The organism is Aminobacter aganoensis (genome assembly GCF_014206975.1).
Classification (GTDB): Bacteria; Pseudomonadota; Alphaproteobacteria; order Rhizobiales; family Rhizobiaceae; genus Aminobacter; species Aminobacter aganoensis.
The window spans coordinates 1-19,569 of the sequence record NZ_JACHOU010000033.1 but is presented as its reverse complement, the minus strand read 5'-3'; the positions used below and the strand labels follow the sequence as shown (position 1 = coordinate 19,569).

Sequence of the window (19,569 nt, the reverse complement as noted above, 5' to 3'; positions counted from 1 at the left end):
GCCTTCGAGATCGAACATTCGGAAGGGCGGGGCATGCGCATCCGCAACAAGCAGGCATCAGCGAAGCCCAAGCAGCGGTCGTGACCAACTGCACCATTGAACTGGAGTTTCTGGGGCCGATACCGGTCTGTCCGGTTTTGGCAGAGACATGCCCTATGCCATAAGTTGCTGTTCGATATCCGGCACATTTCCGACGTTGAGCGCGATTTGGCTGCATTCTGCGACCGGTCACAGCTGTTGCGCAGAAGTGGATCAGGTAGAACTCGGATTTTCCGCCGTCGGTTCATCACCCGGGTGCGGCTGATTGGTTTCATAACTCTATGGCAAGTAACCCTCCGCGCCGCTCCTGCGGCGCACGGGGTTCGTCACTGCTCTGGCAGGCCCGCGAACCGCATGTCTTTGATCCAGCGATCCAGGCTTCCGGGTGTCATGGTCTTTTCCCATTGCTTGCGGTGTTTGCCGATAGAGTCCCCCGGGGAGTCTTTGAGGAAGGCTGCAAGCGCTTTCCGAGCCTCTTGTTTGTTTCCCAGACAGGCATGGATGCCAGCAAGCATGCGATTTGCACCGCTCGGGATTCTGGACATTTTCCGCATCGCAGTCAGCGCGGCCCCGCAATCGTTCTTTTCCCAAAGAGCCCAGCCCATATCCCAGTGGAACCAATCAGGGTGGAAAGGATCGATGCCCATAGCTTGCTTGATGCGATCAATCGCTTCGTCGGTGCGACCAATATTCAGCAGGACTCCGGCACTGTTGACGAGAATGTCAGAATCGCTGGGGTTCAGTGCTATCGCCTGATCATACCTGGAAAGTGCTTCCTCCAACTCGCCGGCTTCCTGATGTATCTTGGCGCGGACACCATGCACACCGGCGGCGTCCGGAGCGAGCAGCATGGCCTTGTCAGCGTATTCTGCGGCCCGCTTCAATGCCTCTTCATGGTCTGGCTCCTGCGCGTGCCAGAAAACGGCATCGTGGCGATAAGACCAAGCCATCCCGAGATAGCCGAAATGGGAGCTGGGATCCGCTGCGATGGCTTTGAGGCTGAACTGCCGCAGCAGCTCATTTCCGGCGGCGGAGAAATCCTTTTCGAGATCGGCGACCCCCATCAGAAAATATCGGAGTGCGCTCACTTGCGCTGTATCGCTTTGCGGCAACGGTCGCTCGATCCTGCGCCCGACCCGATCCGCAAGCGTGCGGATGATCTTCTCCTGGACAACGAAAAGATCACCGATCTCCTGATCATACGTATTGGCCCAGACATGCGATCCGTCACGCGCATCCAGCAACTGAGCGGTCACTTTCAACCGATCTCCAATCTTCTGCTGACTGCCTTCCAGCAGGTAGTCGACGCCGAGTTCGTCTCCGATCTGCCTAATGTCAGTCTTCTCGTCGCGGTACCTGAAGCTCGAGTTCCGGGCTATGACAAAATAGGTATTACTCCGCGCAAGTTCGGTGATGATCCCCTCGGCGACGGCATCGCTGAAATATCCTTTGTCCGCCCCCGCGCTGAAGTCGTCAAAGGGAAGAACCGCAATCCTCGGCATGTCACGCGAGCGAACCGGCGCGGTGCGCCACAACTCCGCGCCGTAGTAACTGCTGATTGCTGCCGCAACGAGAATGAGGGCGGCAAGAACCAGCCTGCGGCGCGAGCCTCCCGCCTGCAAGGCATTGGCCAAGGTTGTCGGCTTATGTTCGTGTGAAGCATCGGCATTCAACCGGTAGCCTCGTTTGGGCAAGGTCTCCACGATCATATGGCGGTTGTCGTTCAGCGCGCGGCGAATATCGGCAATACACTGAACGAGGCTGTCGTCGGTGACGAAAGTGTCGGGCCAGACTGCCTGCATCAGCGTGTCCTTGGACAGAATGTCGCCGGGTCGCGCAGCCAACACAGAGAGAACCTCGAGCGACTGGCTGCGAAGGTCTACCTCTCTCCCTTCTGCGGTATGAAGTCGGTTGCTGCCCCGCTCAAACACAAATGCGCCAAGCCTGATCGTTTCGGCAGATTTCGGGTGAATTTCGGCAACCTTTCGGGACATTTCTCCACCCCCGAGGCTTCCTAGTTTAGCCAATTCGGCCGCTTCTTCCAAGCGAGCTCACCAGCACAGGAGGATGACATGAAACCGACGGTTTTCTTTGCAGCGCTTGCTGCTGTTGTTGCCGCAACGCAATCTCCTGCAGCAGCGGATAGCCGCGTCGCGAAGCTCTGTGGTCCTGACCACAGCAACGAGGCTGCTTCACTGGACGACGTCCGTCCAAATCCAGACGGCTTTTTTGTTGCCAGCATCAGGGAACAAGTCAGCGAAGGCGACCCTCGCATCGTGCGGTCCACAAGAGACGATTTCTATCTTTGCACTCGGACGGCCGCCACCCCCGATATGGATGCGACAAAGGCCTTCTTGCTGATGAAGGAACGCACCGTGAAGTATCTCTTTGTTCCGGTCATTAAGCGCGACACACGCGGACCCTCCTGAAGCGCTGCCGAACGAAATTGAGGACATGTTGCATCGAAAGGAGAACCCAACATGAGACCGCAATCTTGCAGCGTGCGCGCGGTCAGCGTGCTCATATGCTCTGTATTCGCTTTTGCGTCGACGACCCCACCTTCAGCGTCCGCACAAGAAGCTAAGTTCGTCGTTGAGCCTGTCGTCGAGAAAAGAGTGAGAAAACTGCCAACCGGAGCATTGTATTGGAGGCTGGAAAACTTCCCGACGTTGAACGAAGCTGAGGGTACTGCCAGCTCGACTTCGCTTGTGGCGCAAGTTGCAGGTAAGGTCTGGATGTTCACACTTGGACCGAAGGACGGCGCCACTGCCGGAGGGAGCAAGGTCGCTGAGATCGGCCCTATACCGGCGGTCAGCGCAAGCGAGTATTTGTTGCGCGTCAATCGCGCCGGAGGGGCGCCCGGCGTCAAGACACAGATACACACCCATCCGGGGCCCGAGGCTTTCTATGTGCTGGCCGGAAGAATGGGTCAGAGGACCCCGCACGGGGTGACCTACGCCGAGGCTGGCGCAAGCATGGTCGGGCATGGCGCCGACACGCCGATGGAAGTGTTCAGCGCTGGCACGACCGATCTCGACCAGTTCGCCATATTCGTAGTCGACGCCAATCGGCCGTTCTCGTCGCGGGCCAGCTTTGATTGAGGCACCTTGGTAGCACAGGGCTCCTGCCCTTATCCAGTACGTGCAGGAGAGGGCAGGTTTGGGTCAGTGGAAAGAATGCGCTTTCGCGGAGCCGCGGTTGCTTCCTGCGTTGCCGCATCGGGGCCGCGAGCCGCCTGTCCGCAATCAGGGTGAGTTCAACGAATAGCTGCCGATCGGCTGCGGACCTAATCGCGTTACGAACATTCAACCGGTTCCCGCAAGCTGCCGTCCGCAAATTGCGCCGCTCTTCGGGTACAGTCCGCAGCGCCTCGTCAAACGCATTTGACGGCCACCGCCAATCAGTACGCCTTGCCATAATAGTTGGTGCCGTAGGCAAAGCGACCGGACGCGACCACCCGACAAGCATCGCCGTTTGATCTTAGGCTTGGCTCAGACAGGGCTCAATTGTAGGGAAGCGGCAGCGGTGTGTCACTCAAGGTCCACCGTTACGGCGAAGGGACGTCTGGCCCGCTTCACATTGGATGCGACCGATGTCTGGGGACTTGTGCAAGCGGACCTGCTCCTTCCCGATCGTTTTCCCGAAATCGCCATCAACCCGGCACGTGCCGATGGCTGGGACGCAGTCATTGGCGAGTTCATCAAAAACGCCTTCAACGGAGACGGAACAAGGCACAATGCGCCCTCACAGGTCGAAGACATCGAGGCTGCGTACCGAGCCTTTCACGAACACTGACCATGGCATGCAGGCCATCACTATTGATTCCACGGCGTCGGCTAGATTGTCGGGCCGCTGATCGCAACTCTCTGTATGTGGCCGGACGCTCCCCCTTTTGCAGCGGCGCCCTCGTCCTGACGGCCCACCATTGTCTCCTGTCCTCCGACAAAGACCGCCTTCCTAGCTTGGACGCGCGCTTCGCGGCCCACTCACGACGACGCTCGTGATCACCGGCCTGCCGGCAGGCTAGACCTGCCGGCGGGAAGGATGATGGTAGATGCTTCCACCTCATTGCTACTGTATGCCGAAATAGGCGCGCTTCATCTCCTCGTCGTTTAGGAGCTCTTCCGATGTGCCGCGTGCGACGACCTTGCCCTGGCTAATGACATAGCCATAGTCGGCAATTGCGAGTGTCTGTCGGACGTTCTGCTCCACCAACAAGATCGAGATACCCGACTTGTTGATGTCGCGGATAATGGCGAACGAATCCCGTACCAGCGCCGGTGAAAGCCCAAGCGAAGGCTCATCGATCAACAGGATACGAGGTTCGCTCATCAATGCCCTGCCGATCGAAACCATCGCCTGCTCGCCGCCGGACATCGTTCCAGCAAACTGCTGCTTGCGCTCGGCGAGGCGCGGGAAGGTCTCGTAGACCTTCGTCAGACGCTTTTGAATGAGTTGCTTGTCTTGCATCAGGTAGGCGCCGACCCGCAGGTTCTCTTCTACGGTCATCTTGGGGAAGAGCTTGCGGCCTTCGGGGACGCATCCCACACCATGCGCCACCCGGGCGTGCGGACGGAGGCTGGAGAGCGGTGTTCCATCCAACTCCACACTGCCATCGATGGTTGGCAAGAGGCCGATGATCGCCCGGATAAGCGAGGTCTTGCCGGCGCCGTTTGCTCCGAGAATGCAAGTAATCGCGCCGGGCCTGGCGACGATGGAAACACCGTTGAGCACCTGCGCATTGCCATAGGCGGCAGAAATATTCTTGGTTTCGAGATTTCCGGTCATGACGTTCCCAGATAGGCCTCCTGTACCCACGGATCGGCCACCACGGCGTCGAACGTGCCGTCGGCAACCTTGCGGCCGTAGTTGAGGACGATGCAGCGCTCCGCGACGCGCCGCATGAGGTCCATTTCGTGCTCGATGATGATGATGCTCATGCGCGGGTTGTTGCTCCTCACCTTGAGGATGTCGTCCATGAACTCGTGCGTCTCGTCGGGCGTCATGCCGGCGGACGGTTCATCGAGCAGGAGCAAACGCGGCTCGGCCACGAGCGCGCGGCAGACCTCGATCCGGCGTCGGTCAATCATGTTCAGGCTATGCAGAGGATCGAAGATGCGTCCGGCGAGCATTTCGCTGAAGGTTGCGAGCAACGCGCGCACCCGTTCGTGATTTTCGCGAACTGCTGCGTTGAACCGCCCGCGCTGCAGCAAGTTGCTTACAATGTTGAGGTCGAGACTGTTCTGGCGCCCGATCACCACATTATCGAAGACCGATAGCGAAAGGCACAGGCGTGAGCGCTGGAATGTCCGTGTGACGCCGCGGCTGTAGACGTGGCGAGGCTCGAGCCCGGTGATGTCGGTGCCATCGAGGAGAAGCTGACCACCGGCTGTCTGGCACAGGCCCGTCAGCGCATTGAAAAAGGTGGTCTTTCCCGAGCCGTTAGGACCTATGAGGCCGATGATCGTGCCTTCGTCGACGTCAAGGGACAGCTTGTCGAGCGCCTGTAGGCCGCCGAACCTTACGGAGACGTCCCGCGCGGAGAATAGATGGCTCATTGGGCCACCTCCCTTCTGAACTTGCGTAGAGCGCGAGGAAACAAACCACTCGGGCGGAACCTGAGGACGAGGACGACAAGCACGGCGAACACCAGGATGCGAAACTCGCCAATCTCCTGCAGTTTCTCAGGCATCACCACGACCAGGATCGCAGCGGGCAAGATGGCCCAGAGATTGCCGAGCCCGCCAAGCACGATGATCGACAGCATGATGAGCGAATCCGAGAAGGTGAAATTGCTGGGCGCTATGAAGTTCTGCATCATGGCGAAGATTGCCCCGGCAAGGCCGATCACGAAGTTTCCGATGACGAAGGCCATGATCCGCCAATAGGCGACATTGACGCCGAATACGGAAGCACCGATCGGGTCCTCGCGGACGGCGTCGAAATTCACGCCGATCCAGCTCTTTTCGAGATTGCGCGCCAGAATGAAGCATATCGTGAAGACGCCAAGGGCGAGGAGCACGTAGTTCAGGTAGAAGGACGCCTGGAACGAGCCTAACTGGATCCCGTCTAACAGGGAATGCCCGGCCACAGATGCGCCTTCGACTTTCAGCCCCTGGGGTCCGCCGAGAGTGTGGTTCACTTCCAGGAAGCTGCGGAACAGCAACCCGAAGGCGATGGTGATAAGAGCCGCATAGTGCCCCTTGGTCCTCAGGACGGGCAGGATCAGGATACATCCGATTGCCGCAGCGACCATGCCGCCCGCAACGATGATCAAAAGCGAGGGAATGCCCCATTCGCCGAGGAGGGCGGCGGTGTATCCGCCGATCCCGAAGAAGGCGGCGCCCGCGAAGTTGATGACGCCTGCATATCCGAACTGGATGGTCAGGCCGACGCAGGCAAGCCCGTAAATCAGCACGGTCGCAAGCATCATCAGCACGAAATCTTCCTCATGCAGCGCAAAACCGATGATGACGCCGCCAAGCGGTATGAGAAGCGCCACCCATGCGGACGACTCGTTGAGGACCGAGGCCAAGACCATTCCGATCTTCAACCTTGCCAGAACGATGGACAGAGCCGCGGCAGCGAGCAGCGCGCCAATGACCGCCCACTGATTTTCCGCGACGAGAATGACGCCGGTAAGCAGTGTGCCGATGGCGGCAACCGCAAATGACGTTGTGAGATTCGTCAACTTCATGATTACACCCGCTCGCTGTAGCGTTCGGCGATGATGCCGGTCGGCCAGATCGTCATGGCAATGATGATCGCGGTGAAGGCGAAGACATCGCGGTAACCGCTTGCATCAGGGAAAACGACGACCCACAGCGTCTGCAGGGCGGCGAAAGTGAAGCCGCCGATGATCGCTCCCCAGATACTACCTAGGCCGCCGACGACCGCCGCCGAGAAGCCGATGACGCCGAGAAGAAGGCCGACGCTGAAGTTGATCTCGCTGTAGTAGATGCCGTGCATGACGCCGGCGATACCTGCAAGCGCCGAGCCGAGGGCAAAGGTCGCGAGCACGATGGTCTTGAAGGGAATTCCCATGGCCTGCGCCGTATCGCCGTCCTGTGCAACCGCCCGGATGGCCAGGCCGAGCTTGGTATGCCGGATCAGCCAGTTGGTCAGAAGGATGACGCCGAACCCGAGACCGAGCAGCACGATGCTGTCGAGCCGGAAGAACACCCCGCCGATTTCGATGGGGGTCTTTGGCAGCAATGCCGGGAAAGCCTTGGGATTGGCACCGTTGGGATAGAACAGCCGGATGGCCTCGCGAATGCCGGTGCCGATCATCAGTGTCATCAGAAGGATGTTGAACCCCGAAGCGTTGCGCATCGGGATAATGAAGGCCTGGCCGATCAGCGCGCCGACCGCGCCTGTGACGATGCAGGCGGCGGCGAGCACAACCACCAGTCCGACGACCGGCAGGTCCAGCCCGAGGGACTGGAGAGCGAGAAAGGACACCAGCCCCGAAAAGGCACCCAATGTCAGGACATCACCATGGGAAAACTTGATGATGTCCAGCACCCCGAAGAACAGCGTGAAGCCGACGGCGACGAGCGCGTACATGATGCCGAGGACGGCGCCGTTGAAGAGGTATTCGAACAGGATAGCCATAGTCCGCCCTCCCCTATTGGCCCTTCAGGTGGCGCTGGCCGCTTGCATAGAGGCTATCTTCCCAGCGGACCCAGTGGCCGTCTTGCGCGACGTATTTAGTCGAGGCGACAGCATGGTGGCGGTGATCATCGAAGGTGATCGGGCCGGCGACGCTCTCATGATCCTTGGTCGCGTTGAGGACATCGCGCACCTTCTCACGGTCGGGCCCGACTTCTTCCACCGCGTCCATGATGAGGCTGGCGGCGACGAAAGCGTAAGGACCATAAGGCTCTGCCGGATCGGTGAAGCCGGCCTTGCCGTACTGCTCGACAAACATCCGTCCGCCAGGAAGGCTTTCGGCCGGCGCGCCGTTATGGACAGAGACCGTGCCCTCGGCAGTCGCGCCGAGCGCCTCGACATAGGAAGCGGACATGATGCCCGACACACCAGCATACTGGATGTCGACGCCGAGCCGCTCCATCTGCGAGCGGATGCGCACGCCGAGTGGCGTGAGCCCGGCGAAGACAACGATCTGCGGCTGAATCCCCTTGATCTTCAGCAGTTCGGCTGAAAAATCCTGCTGGTCGGCGCTGACTCCGAAGCTCGACACGATCTCCGCGTTCGTCTCGGCGATCCGTTCCTTGAAGAAGCGCAGGAACCCGTTTCCGTAGTCCGTCGTGTCGTGGACGATGACCCACTTCTTGTAGCCGAGTCCGGTCAGGAAGCTGGTCGAGGCGCGTACTTCATCCAACATCGAACCATTTACGCGATGGATTTCCTTATGTTCGTTGCCGTAGGTGATCGCAGGAAGAATTGCTCCCCACACGACAACCGGCAGGCGGAACCGATGGTAGACGTCGACCGTGGCGATGGCGACGGCGGAGCAATAGTGCGTAACGCCAGCTACGATGCTGCGATCAGTCGATACACGCGTGGCGACCTGGATACCGACATTCGGCTTGCACTCGTCGTCCATGGGGACAAGCTGATAGTTGTATTTGGAGGCGGGGTCGGCGTTCCTGAGACGCACCGCAAGCTCCGCCGAGTTGCGGCCACCGATGCCGGCAGCGGAATTGCCGCCGGACATCGGTCCGATAAAGGCAATCTTGACGGTTTCCTTTGTTTGAGCACTTGCCGTTGCAACGCCGCCGAACATGACGGCAGCAGCGATCATTGCACGTATAAACATTTTCATCCTCCCTACTGCTATGTTGATAAGCCGGTAGCCCTTTCGTTAAAATACAATCTATTTGACTACCGTATTAAATATTTGCCCGACATTACGCGTTGCCTGATAATAACACCTATTGCACAAGGCAAATGAATATTACATACCCTCCGCGATGTGCGACACTGATACATTTCAGCTACGCACCAACTCTCCATTCGACCCATAATCGGACGTTTTGTTCTTGATTTCGCGTTGACATGTCTTTAAGTTCGACATATCGAACTAAGTTCTATACGGTGAATTCTGGCATGTTCACCGTCGTTGTCAATGTCCTGCGCTGCATCGCAACCCTGCATTACGGCAAGCCACCTTGCATCGACGCATGGACTGGGAGGATGAATGACCGACAATGGAAGGAAGCAGCCGCGGCAGGATCTCGCGCCCGCTTTGACGCGAGGCCTGAAGATTCTCGACCTCATAGCCGAGGCAGGCCGCAGCATCACCATGACCGAGATTGCAGAGCGACTGGATATCGCGAAGAGTTCCGCGCACGGGCTTTTGGCGACGCTCATCTCAGCCGGATATCTCGAGCGCCTGCCAAATGGCAGCTACAGGTTAGGGCTGCGGGTTGTCGGACTTGCCCATGCCCGCATTGAAAGCGCGGATCTCCCGGCGGAGTTTTACTCAATCTGGGATCAGCATGCTCAGTTTCACGAGGAAGCTGCGGTTCTCGCCGTCTTGGACGGACCCCATGTGGTTTACATCGCCTGTCGCAACAGCCCGCATGCACTGGGCATCACCTTCCGTCTCGGAATGCGACTGCCCGCCTGCTGCACAGCAACCGGAAAGGCGCTTCTCAGCACGATGTCGAACGAAGAGGTAAGAGACTTCTATGCAGAACATGATCTCGCCAATCTGACGCCAGCCAGCGTCCCGAATGTCGAGCAGCTTCTGCGGCAACTCGATCACATCCGGAAGCGCGGATACTCCGTTGACGATGGCGAGACGCGCGATCACATGTGGTCGGCAGGTGCGCCAATTCTTGCGTGGGAGGGACAACGCGCCGAAGCCGCTGCAGCCATCTCGTTTCTGCGCTCTGACATGAGCCAGGCGAAGGCGGACGAGGCTGGGGATTTCATTCGACGATTTGCTTTTGCACTGTCGGAAAGCCAGAAAACCCCACCCACTTCAGGAGGCTTGTCATGGCGACAGGGTGGTTAGGTCCCGGCGGATCTCCACCTTCGCCGACTCTCGATCAGCTTAATACTTATTGAGCGATGCCGGTAGATGAGACGGATCACCGCAATTGGCCCAAGTGCAACTGATATTGTTTGCTTGGTTCTTGCCGGCCGAAAACAGGTCTATCGACAGCGACCGCCGGCGCGACTGAAGGCAGTTGCGGTCACGGGACGACATCGCAGAGAACTGGGAAGGGATGTGAAAGGTGACCTCAAAGCACCTACCTCTCACGCAACTCGGATGGGACCATCTTCGAGTTGTGCTTGAAGTTGCTCGGGCGGGGACGCTCCTTGCGGCAGCCCGCAGGCTTGGCGTCGACCAATCGACGGTGAGCCGGCGCCTGGCGCAGGTAGAATTCAGTACCGGCGGAACGCTGTTCAAGCGTAACCGCCAAGGTCTCGCACCCACCAATCTTGGCCGACAGATATTCTCCCGCGTCGAACGAATGGAAGCCGCACTACTTGAAATTCAGGGGCTCGCCACACAAGGCCAGGCAGTCAGTGGCGTTGTCACCGTCGCCTCGATGGAGGGCGTAGGGTCGATGCTCATCTCGCGCTCGGTGAAGGCTATTGCAGGTGTTCACCCGCAGATCGAAGTTCATCTCATAACAACCTCGAATTATGTTGATCTCGCCCGGAGAGAAGCAGACGTCTTTGTGAGCTTTTTCGAGCCGCCAGCGGCTTCTCTTGCAACCCGTAAGGTTGCAGATGTTCACTTCCACCTCTACGCCAGCGACAACTATCTTCTCGGCCGCCGCGTCGCTGCACCTGAAGATCTCGCGAATGACGTGTTCATCGGGTACATAGATGATCCGATATATCTTCCCTCCGCCCGTTGGCTGGAAGACATCATCCCTAGCGCGCGGATCGGATTCAGGGCGACCAGCATGTTCTCGCAAATGTTTGCCGCAGAAGAAGGGCTCGGGATCGTCATGCTTCCCCCCTATGCTCGCGCGGAAACGTTAGGGCTGAAGCGCCTGATTCCCGATCGATACGTCGAGGTGCCCCTGTTTATCAGCGTTCAGCAAGATCTCCAGTTCCTGCCGCATATCCGCGCGGTATATGACTCCCTCGTTACCTATCTCGGTGAAACTGCCAGCCATTGAGAAGATAGCTTCAATGGTGACCCGGCCACGGGCAGCCTCAACTCGGGGACTTCGCCAATGAGGCTTTCTCCGGTCTTGAAGGGAAAGCAACACCCGGCCTTGGGCTGGTTGTCAGGCGTATGTATCAGGACCTGCAATCTGGCTTAACCACTCAGCGAAAACGGCTCTTCCAGCCTCGCGTAGTGCCGGCCCGTGCTCACGGGCATCGGCGCGTATCTGTCTGGGATCGATACCGGCAGCAGCCAATTCGGCCGAGTGTCCGATCAACCAGGCTTCGAACTCGTGGCTGGTATCTGCCTCGGCGTGAAACTGAAGGCCAAGCACCCTGCTTCCGACAGCGAAGGCCTGATTGGCAACCGCAGTGGTCGCCAACAACTCGGCTCCGTCGGGAAGTTCGAAGCCTTCGCCATGCCAGTGCAACACCGCGACATTGGCCAAGTGTCGAAGAGGACCGTTTGCGCCCGCATGGGTGAGTTCAACCGGAGCAAAGCCAATTTCCTTCACGCCTGTCGGTGCGACGGTCGCGCCATATGCCGCAGGCGCGCGAGATCTCCGGGTAGGAGATGACCGCCATCAATGGCCGACGCTGCATCAATCATCGCATTATCCTGTCCGACACAGATACGAAGAGCGTGCCGCCGCACCAGGCACGGCGACACGCGAGTTCACAGGCTTTGCCTGACACTCAATCGAGCGGCAGGCAGCATGTCGCCGTCTTACTTGGCGACCGGCATGGTGAATTCCGCACCCTTGGCGATGCTGTCCGGCCAGCGCTGCATGATGCTCTTGTAACGCGTGTAGAAGCGAATGCTTTCCGCACCATAGGCATGGTGATCACCGAACAGCGAACGCTTCCAGCCGCCGAATGAGTGCCAGGCCATCGGCACCGGGATCGGAACGTTGATACCGACCATGCCAACCTTTATCTGCCGCGAAAACGCCCGTGCGACGGCGCCGTCACTTGTATAGAGCGCAACGCCATTTCCGAATTCGTGCGCGTTGATCAGTGCGACCGCCTCGGCGAAATCCTTGACGCGAACGACGCAAAGCACGGGGCCGAAGATCTCCTCCTTGTAGATTTTCATCTCCGGGCTGACGTGGTCGAACAGCGTGCCGCCGACGAAGAACCCTTCGTCATGGTTCTCGACCTTGTGGCCACGTCCGTCGATGATGAGCGCCGCTCCTTCTTCGACGCCGGTCGCGATATAGCCCTCAACCTTGGCCTTGTGGACGCTGGTCACCAACGGTCCCATCTCGACCGCGCCATTCAGGCCGCTGCCGATCACGAGCGTGCGTGCCCGTTCCGCCAGCCGCGGCACCAGTTCATCAGCGACGTCGCCAACGGTAACTGCCACCGAAATCGCCATGCAGCGTTCGCCGGCCGAGCCGTAGGCAGCGCCTATCAATGCATCGACGGCCTGGTCGAGGTTGGCGTCTGGCATGACCACGAGATGGTTCTTCGCGCCACCAAGCGCCTGGACGCGCTTTCCATGACGAGTGCCCTCCGTGTAGATATACTCTGCGATGGGGGTTGAGCCGACGAAGGAAAGCGCCTCGACATCGGGATGCGCGAGCAGAGCGTCAACAGCGACCTTGTCGCCTTGCACCACGTTGAACACGCCGTCGGGCAGGCCGGCTTCCTTCAGCAATTCGCCCAGTAGGAGGCTCGCAGAGGGATCGCGCTCCGACGGCTTGAGTACGAACGTATTGCCGGCCGCGATCGCCACCGGGAACATCCACATCGGCACCATCACTGGAAAATTGAACGGCGTCACGCCGGCCACGACGCCGAGGGGCTGACGCAAATTCCAGTTGTCGATACCACCACCGATATTGTCGGTAAACTCGGATTTGAGGAGGTTCGGAATCCCGCAGGCGAACTCGACCACCTCGATGCCTCGGGTCACCTCGCCCTTCGCGTCGGAGAAGACCTTGCCGTGTTCTCGCGTGATGATCTCGGCAAGACGGTCGTGGTTCTTGTCCAGCAGTTCCTTGAACTTGAACAGAATGCGGGCGCGGCGCAGCGGCGCCGTATCGGCCCAGGCGGGAAATGCCGATTTTGCGGCGGCCACAGCCGCGTCGACGTCACCTGCGCTCGCAAGGTTGACGCGACCGCTGACAGCGCCTGTTGCTGGATCGAAAACGTCCGAAAGGCGATCAGATGTCGTCTCGGACAGCTTTCCATTGATCCAGTGTCCTATCTGGATCGGTTCGAGATTTGCGGTATGCTCCATTATCCATTCCTCCTGCGCAATGTCCGGAACAACGACGCCAAGCAGTGGTGCGTGTCTCAGGCGCCGGCTTTTGTTTGCGCGTGAAGGATACGTTTTGCGGCGCCGAAATCAGCCGGCAAAACCGCAAGCCGCCATGCGTTCTTGCAGCCTGACACGATCCACCCGGCACAATAAACGTGCTGTCAGCGTCTCATCTCGTGGGCGTAACTAGCTGCTGAAGGAGGAAAGCATGTCAGACAACGCGGTATCCGTAGACATCCGGCAAATCACTCTAATCGAGCGTGAAATCCTGAGCGAAGCCGGCAGGCCGGCAGACCGCCCCACCCGGCACGTCGTCGCCGGAGCAGTATTCAAAAATCCTTTCGCCGGCCAAGGCGCGGCTTCAAACGAGGACCTGGCGCGTCTCGCCGAGATTTCGGTCGAAGTCGGAGCGCTCCTCACCAAGAAGGTGCTGGCGCGCTTCGCCGGTCTCGAGCGGCCGCGTGCCTACGGCAAGGCCGTTGTCGTCGGAACCGATGGTGAGTCTGAACATGGCGCCGCGCTGATCCATCCACGTATCGGGCTCGCAATGCGCAGGGGTCTCGGTGCTGGTCCGGCCCTTATCCCCGGCAACGCCAAGGTCGGCTCCGCAGGCGCGTCGATCGACGTGATTTTCGGTGGCGCAGATGACGCTTGGGACTACGACGCCATGGATGCCACGACCGTGTCGATCCCTGGTGCCCCAGCCCCAAATGAGATTGCGCTCTTTGTTGGCTTCGGCACGACCCGCGTCAACGCGCGCGTCCAGGGCGCAAGCGCTGAACGCGTGGCCGAGTTGGTCGCTGAGATCAAAAGCTCGGCAAAGTAGCCTAAGATCCGTCGCGCATATCGCTGACATCCGCAAACCGCCGGGCTGAACCCCGGTGGCACATCGGTGTGCCTTTTCCGTTACCTGGAGAGGCCGTTTTGTAGGGACACTCCTGTGAACAAATATATTGCCGAACTCGTGGGAACAGCCATTCTCATCATCTTGGGATGTGGATCGGTCGCATTGACGAACTTTGGCAGTAGCGGACCTGTCGGCCTGGTCGCTATCGCTCTGGCGTTTGGTTTTGCTGTCGTCGGACTTGCCTATGCCCTGGGCCCAATCTCTGGATGCCACCTCAATCCCGCCGTCACCATCGCAGCTTTCTCTGCCCGACGCCTGCCGCAATCGCAGTTGTTCGGATACATCATCGCGCAATTCGTGGGCACAACGATCGGCGCCGGTATCTTGGCAATCATCCTCGCGGGCAAGCTTTCTGGATACGACCTGGCCGTCGCGGGCCTGGGCCAGAATGGATGGGGCGAGGGCTACTTGGGTGAATTTTCAGCTAGCGCAGCCTTCACCGTGGAAATAATCGGGACTTTTGTCCTTTGCTACATTGTCCTTCTGGCAACGCGCGACGAGGCTCATAGCAAATTTGCCGGCATGGCAATCGGTCTGACGGTTGTGGTTCTGCTCCTGGCCTTTATCAACGTCAGCGGCGCTTCTTTCAACCCTGCTCGCAGTTTTGGTCCGGCGGTCTTCGTTGGTGGAAATGCCCTCAAGCAACTGCCACTCTTTCTGGCCGCGCCAGTGATCGGAGGACTTCTAGCCGGACTGGCTGCCCGCCGCACCACTGCTTCTCTCACCGCGGCAGCGTAGGCTCTCTTTCGAAGAGTTCCCCTTCCCGCCCGGTAATGGGCGCAACGCTAGCCTTCCAGAGGCTGCCCAGACCCGGCGGGGATAGCCCAGCCCGCCGGTGCACTGACGGGCTTCAGGACATCACGGGGACCGCAACGTCATGGGTCCGGCGGGCATGAGCGCGGAAAGCTGGCCCCATGCGTCGCGGCCAGCTTGGGCATGGTCTCCTGCCGACTGTGTGTAGGCCTGATCCATGCCTTTCCGCCTGCATGCTTCCCATTGCCTGACCAGATGCTGATGGCAACCGTGCCCCATCTGGACACCCGACAGTGCAATCACTGAGATCGCTTGCCTGGCTGCGGCGCGACTTCATCGTCCCGAGCATGTCGAGGAAGGAAGACAAACGGGAGATCTTCAAGATCGGCCGTTGGCTTTGAGGGGGACGCCTTCCCCTGCGGCCGAACCTCTGTCTCGGCCACCCCCTTCTGCGGGGAAACCCCGCAACGCGCCATAGAGTTAGAGTGTTGGCTGCATTGCCGTGACGGGTTGGTGGTTGGGAGAGAACCTCCCGGCGCCCGGCGCGGAGATCGGCGATGTCCACAAAGACCGCCCCGCTCGCGCTGGCGAGAGCCGGACGAGCCTTTATGACGAAATCACCGGCAAGATCATCGACGGGAGGCGGGCCGAGCCAAAGCAATGCCGCTGCCGCCTCTGGTTACCTCCTATGTGTAGAACCTGCCGACCAGGGAATGGCCGTGCAGGTTCGGGGGGCGGTAGGCTTTCACTTCCCCCATCTGTGGGACGGCGTCCGCCTCAAAGCGCGCGATCACCGACGGGTGGAGTGTCACTCCGTCTTCAATGTTCCTCGGCTGCGTCGTCCAGGTTAAGCTGTCGCGAGTCAGCCAACGGAGCAGCGCAGGTTGACTGTTCAGGAAGCCCTCGCGCTCGTCATATTGGAGCCCGAGCGGATCGGACGAGGTGACGAGCACTTCTGATCGTATCTGTACTTCGGGGATCGCAGCCTTCAACTCGTCCAGCATCCAATGCAACGCAATGTCGGAAAGCCGCGATTCCTCCTCGGGATAGCTTCCACCGATATCGGAGTGATTGCCAGCGAACCATACTTGCTTCATCCAATCGTAGTTTCCGCGATTGTCGTTCCAATCGACATCTACGCTGCGGCCCCAAGACACGCGAGGAAACTTCAGGCGCGACTCGTCGATCGCGAGCGCATGACGCAGGAAGCGAACCTCGCGGTCGACATAGCGATCGTAGTTTTTACCCGACCACCATGCGACATGTCCGTGGCGCACGATGGCGAACCAGTCGAATGGATTCCAGAGGCGCGCCCTCCGGTCTGGGTCCGTAAAGAAGTACTTCACCTGCCCTGCCATCACCAGGATCGTCCAGTAGGCGGCGGCGAGCGGAACCAGCGCAAGCAGCACTGTGATCCACCACGGTGCTACCGTTGAAACCCAACAGGTCAGCAGAAGAAGTAGAACGAAGCCGCCGACCGCCAGGAGCGTTGCTTGTCGGCTGCCGAGAGCCGCGACCGTGTCGAAGACCCCAATGAAGGTAGGCTGCACGTTGCCTTGCGACTCCCCTTCCGCGCCCACGCCTTCAGAGCCGTATTTTTCGCGGAAGCGCCTAGCCTTTTCCTCGCGCTCTTCCTCATATAGCGACCGTTTGGAACCGGCTCCGTGATTATACACGTACCGGACAGCGTCTGAAGCAATCTTGCGCAGTTTCGGCCCGTAACGCGGCACGGGTCTCCCGTCAGATCCATTGGTCGGTACTCCGCATAGATTGAGGACGTTCGCCAGCGAGCGGACGGTGTAGGCTCCTCGGCTGAAGCCGAAGAGGCAGATTTTGTCGCCCGGTTGATAGCTGGCGATTATCGATGCGTAGCAGTCTATGACATTCTGATCGATGCCCGTACCGACCGCGGCAGAGAGCGTGTTCCTGATTCTGCGGAAGCTGATTCCGTCTGTCTCGCCGGCGCCTAAACCAGGGTCATAGAAGGCGACTTGCTGCGCGGGCTGATCGACGAATCTGGGCCAGGCCGCATCGCGCGGTACAGCTTGTAAACGTTCGACAGCCGTTGGTCAGGACGAAGGCCCCCGACCTGCCCAGTTCCGTCGGAGAAGATCAGAATCAGCTTTGCCAAATCCACACCCTCTCTTTCCAATGCCATCGAATCATGTGCGTTTAGTTCTGCGTAAAACTACGCCCATGCAGCAAGTTAACCAACAGTCCTCTGCTCTTCTTCAAGATTGCGCATTGAGTCATCATTGGAACCAATCTTAAAGGTGCCTCCTCCAGCAGGTGGCGGAATGCTTACGGGCTGGACGCGGACCATCCGACGACGTGTGTCGCGCTTCGTCAGGCGATTTGAAGAATCTTGCGGCATTCAGACGCCTGGGCGAAAATCTCGGCAATGCACCCGAGATGACCTTTACCTGGCCAAGTGCACGACGCGATCAGGAGAGACTTTGACAGGCTGGGGGAGCCAACCACCAAGAAAGCTGCCGCGGAGGATGCGTCAAAGACGGCGCGGACTGCCCTATGCTGTGCGAAAACTGGTTCCAACGTTGGCCATTGTCGGAGGGATCTTCGCCTATCAGGCTGTCGAACGAAGTGGTGGTCAGTTCGGCAGAATGCTCGACAGTTTGGGTCCGAGCACGCCCCGTACGGCTCCCGGAACCATTCAAGGCCGCGCCTCGGTGATCGACGGCGACACCATCGAGGTCGCTGGCCAGCGCGTCCGCTTCAATGGGATCGATGCCCCAGAGAGCTCCCAGTACTGTCAGGACGCAACGGGCTTTGATTACGCCTGCGGTCGCACCGCCGCGCGGGCACTCGACCAGTTCCTGGCAGCATCTAGGCCCGTCAAGTGTGCATTCGTCGAGTGGGATCAATATGACCGTTTTGTAGGCAACTGCTTTCGCGCCGATGGCAAATCCGTTGCCGGTTGGCTTGTCGAGAATGGACACGCACTCGATTGGCCGCGATATTCCAAGCTCGAATATGGTGGCCAACAAAGCGCGGCAAAAGATGCCAAGCGCGGAATTTGGCAGGGGCAGTTTCAGAAACCGTGGGATTGGCGGGCAGATCACACCGAAGACGTCGCGCCAACGTCCGTGGCGCCAAGCCCGAGCTTCGCACTCCTAGGGTCGTCGTCGTGCGACATCAAAGGAAACGTCAGTGCGGAGGGCGAGCGCATCTACCACGTCCCTGGGCAAAAATTCTATCGCCAGACCAAGATTTCGGAGAGAAAAGGCGAGCGATGGTTCTGCTCGGAGGCAGAAGCAAAGCAAGCAGGCTGGCGTAAGGCCAAAAGATGATCCCCTTGCATGTCTTGACGAACCTCAAACGGCAAGCAAGGATGAACTAAATCCGGGGGGATTTCGTGAAGTCAGTATTGCCAATCGTTCTGCTGGCGTATCTCGCTGGCTGCGCAACTCCGCCATCCAATATCAAGGCTGCTGCATACGATGGACGGCAGTGCACACAGGCCGACCGCGACCGCCTGGCCGACATCACGGCGCGCCAACAGCGCACCGCCAACAAGGATGCTTGGGGCGTATTCATGATCGGCGTTCCGCTAGGCGGCAACGACACCCATGAACCAGAGATCGCTCGTCTGAAGGGACGTTGCGGTGTCAAATAGCAAATTTCGTCACGCGTGGTTGTTTACGCGGTCGCACTGGCCTCTTGCGAGGGAGCAGGCATTGGGATTGAAGCCAACACTTCTTATCGTACTAGCCCTCGTGGCGATGTCGGAATCCGCGGCAGCCCATGGTGGAGGTTGCCGCAAGAGCTCGCCACCCGGGCAGTGCTGCCACATGGACAACAGCGCAGGGTCGGTGCACTGCCACTGACAGAGGTGCGAGTTGCGGAACCGTGGCTTCATTGCGATGGCAATGACGTTCCGGGGGCGGACTGACAAGTTTCCAGCCGCGGACGGTGTTAGCAGACATCTTTTGGAGCACCATCCGCACGTCAACGGCTTGCCCTTAAGCTCAGAACTCAATTGAACTGTGAATCGGCTTTTAGGGTCAGCTGTTCAACGAAACGCGCGATAGGCGAGCAAACAGCTCCCGGCTGAAAGGTTCTCCAGTGATGGCTAATCATAGTCGCTCCCCGCGCCTCGCTGTACTGATCGATGCAGACAATGCGTCGGCGAAGATCGTCGATGGTCTTTTCGATGAGATCGCAAAGATTGGCGAGGCCAGCGTCCGGCGCATCTATGGCGATTTCGCCAGCCCGAGATCGAAAGCCTGGATCGATGTCCTGGCACGGCACGCAATCATCCCGCAGCAACAGTTCGCTTATACAACTGGCAAGAACGCATCCGACATCACCTTGGTGATCGATGCGATGGATCTGTTGCACAGTGGTCGCTTCGACGGCTTCTGCCTGGTCTCGTCCGACAGCGATTTTACCCGGCTGGCGGCGCGTATCCGCGAGCAGGGTGTCGATGTCTTCGGCTTCGGAGAGCAGAAGACGCCGGAGAGTTTCCGCCAGGCCTGTCGACGCTTTA

The 19,569-nt window shown here is 59.2% G+C and carries 19 protein-coding genes and 1 pseudogene; 10 read left to right on the top strand and 10 right to left on the bottom strand.

Going from position 1 to position 19,569, the window contains the following annotated elements:
* Positions 1-365: 365 nt before the first annotated feature.
* The gene (locus GGR00_RS27680) at positions 366-2,084 is read right to left on the bottom strand and encodes a winged helix-turn-helix domain-containing tetratricopeptide repeat protein (protein ID WP_184702747.1); all 1,719 of its coding nucleotides are present in this window, start codon (positions 2,082-2,084) and stop codon (positions 366-368) included.
* A gap of 27 nt (positions 2,085-2,111) precedes the next feature.
* Between GGR00_RS27680 and GGR00_RS27675 the strand changes: the two genes are divergently transcribed.
* From GGR00_RS27675 to GGR00_RS27665, 3 genes are all read left to right on the top strand, one after another.
* The gene (locus GGR00_RS27675; protein WP_184702739.1) at positions 2,112-2,468 is read left to right on the top strand and encodes a hypothetical protein; all 357 of its coding nucleotides are present in this window, start codon (positions 2,112-2,114) and stop codon (positions 2,466-2,468) included.
* Positions 2,469-2,519: 51 nt separating this feature from the next.
* The gene (locus GGR00_RS27670) at positions 2,520-3,140 is read left to right on the top strand and encodes a cupin domain-containing protein (protein WP_184702737.1); all 621 of its coding nucleotides are present in this window, start codon (positions 2,520-2,522) and stop codon (positions 3,138-3,140) included.
* Between the two features lie 478 nt (positions 3,141-3,618).
* Positions 3,619-3,834, top strand: a complete 216-nt coding sequence (locus GGR00_RS27665) for a hypothetical protein (RefSeq protein WP_184702735.1) — start codon at positions 3,619-3,621, stop codon at positions 3,832-3,834.
* Between the two features lie 276 nt (positions 3,835-4,110).
* Here GGR00_RS27665 and GGR00_RS27660 read toward each other — a convergent pair whose 3' ends face one another.
* From GGR00_RS27660 to GGR00_RS27640, 5 genes are read right to left on the bottom strand one after another with little or no spacing between them, the layout of a single operon-like run.
* A complete protein-coding gene (locus GGR00_RS27660; protein WP_184702733.1) occupies positions 4,111-4,827 on the bottom strand; it encodes an ABC transporter ATP-binding protein in 717 nt (238 codons plus the stop codon).
* Entirely contained in the window at positions 4,824-5,597 is a 774-nt protein-coding gene (locus GGR00_RS27655; RefSeq protein ID WP_184702731.1) for an ABC transporter ATP-binding protein, read from the bottom strand. The genes GGR00_RS27660 and GGR00_RS27655 overlap by 4 nt, the downstream gene beginning before the upstream one ends.
* A complete protein-coding gene (locus GGR00_RS27650) occupies positions 5,594-6,736 on the bottom strand; it encodes a branched-chain amino acid ABC transporter permease (RefSeq protein WP_184702728.1) in 1,143 nt (380 codons plus the stop codon). The genes GGR00_RS27655 and GGR00_RS27650 overlap by 4 nt, the downstream gene beginning before the upstream one ends.
* A gap of 2 nt (positions 6,737-6,738) precedes the next feature.
* A complete protein-coding gene (locus GGR00_RS27645; RefSeq protein WP_184702726.1) occupies positions 6,739-7,653 on the bottom strand; it encodes a branched-chain amino acid ABC transporter permease in 915 nt (304 codons plus the stop codon).
* A 13-nt stretch (positions 7,654-7,666) separates the two neighbouring features.
* Complete coding sequence (locus GGR00_RS27640; protein WP_246441716.1) at positions 7,667-8,806, bottom strand: branched-chain amino acid ABC transporter substrate-binding protein; 1,140 nt, start codon at positions 8,804-8,806, stop codon at positions 7,667-7,669.
* A gap of 396 nt (positions 8,807-9,202) precedes the next feature.
* On the opposite strand from GGR00_RS27640, the gene GGR00_RS27635 reads away from it, so the two are divergent.
* Together GGR00_RS27635 and GGR00_RS28455 are read left to right on the top strand one after the other, a co-directional pair.
* On the top strand, positions 9,203-10,024 hold the full coding sequence (locus GGR00_RS27635; protein ID WP_184702722.1) for an IclR family transcriptional regulator: 822 nt from the start codon (positions 9,203-9,205) through the stop codon (positions 10,022-10,024).
* A gap of 223 nt (positions 10,025-10,247) precedes the next feature.
* Positions 10,248-11,147 carry a LysR substrate-binding domain-containing protein gene (locus GGR00_RS28455; RefSeq protein ID WP_184702713.1) on the top strand — a complete coding sequence of 300 codons (900 nt, stop codon included), beginning with the start codon at positions 10,248-10,250 and terminating at the stop codon, positions 11,145-11,147.
* Between the two features lie 111 nt (positions 11,148-11,258).
* Here GGR00_RS28455 and GGR00_RS27625 read toward each other — a convergent pair whose 3' ends face one another.
* Together GGR00_RS27625 and GGR00_RS27620 are read right to left on the bottom strand one after the other, a co-directional pair.
* Entirely contained in the window at positions 11,259-11,651 is a 393-nt protein-coding gene (locus GGR00_RS27625) for a type 1 glutamine amidotransferase family protein (RefSeq protein ID WP_184702711.1), read from the bottom strand.
* A 212-nt stretch (positions 11,652-11,863) separates the two neighbouring features.
* Positions 11,864-13,381: a CoA-acylating methylmalonate-semialdehyde dehydrogenase gene (locus GGR00_RS27620; protein WP_184702709.1), complete on the bottom strand. Its 1,518-nt coding sequence runs from the start codon at positions 13,379-13,381 to the stop codon at positions 11,864-11,866.
* A gap of 229 nt (positions 13,382-13,610) precedes the next feature.
* Between GGR00_RS27620 and GGR00_RS27615 the strand changes: the two genes are divergently transcribed.
* Together GGR00_RS27615 and GGR00_RS27610 are read left to right on the top strand one after the other, a co-directional pair.
* A complete protein-coding gene (locus tag GGR00_RS27615; protein ID WP_184702707.1) occupies positions 13,611-14,228 on the top strand; it encodes an amino acid synthesis family protein in 618 nt (205 codons plus the stop codon).
* Between the two features lie 114 nt (positions 14,229-14,342).
* Entirely contained in the window at positions 14,343-15,047 is a 705-nt protein-coding gene (locus tag GGR00_RS27610) for an aquaporin (RefSeq protein ID WP_184702705.1), read from the top strand.
* Positions 15,048-15,748: 701 nt separating this feature from the next.
* Here GGR00_RS27610 and GGR00_RS28650 read toward each other — a convergent pair.
* Positions 15,749-16,420 (bottom strand): T6SS phospholipase effector Tle1-like catalytic domain-containing protein, encoded by a 672-nt coding sequence (locus tag GGR00_RS28650; protein ID WP_343065662.1) that lies wholly within the window; start codon positions 16,418-16,420, stop codon positions 15,749-15,751.
* A 141-nt stretch (positions 16,421-16,561) separates the two neighbouring features.
* Positions 16,562-17,053: pseudogene (locus tag GGR00_RS28645) on the bottom strand (T6SS phospholipase effector Tle1-like catalytic domain-containing protein); the annotation flags it as partial.
* A gap of 564 nt (positions 17,054-17,617) precedes the next feature.
* Here GGR00_RS28645 and GGR00_RS27600 point away from each other — a divergent pair.
* The 3 genes from GGR00_RS27600 to GGR00_RS27590 all read left to right on the top strand — a co-directional run.
* On the top strand, positions 17,618-18,370 hold the full coding sequence (locus GGR00_RS27600; RefSeq protein ID WP_281389346.1) for a thermonuclease family protein: 753 nt from the start codon (positions 17,618-17,620) through the stop codon (positions 18,368-18,370).
* A 65-nt stretch (positions 18,371-18,435) separates the two neighbouring features.
* A complete protein-coding gene (locus GGR00_RS27595; protein ID WP_184702704.1) occupies positions 18,436-18,696 on the top strand; it encodes a hypothetical protein in 261 nt (86 codons plus the stop codon).
* 452 nt (positions 18,697-19,148) lie between these two features.
* Positions 19,149-19,569, top strand: a 421-nt coding sequence (locus GGR00_RS27590) for an NYN domain-containing protein (protein ID WP_184702702.1), incomplete at its 3' end; no start/stop codon positions are given.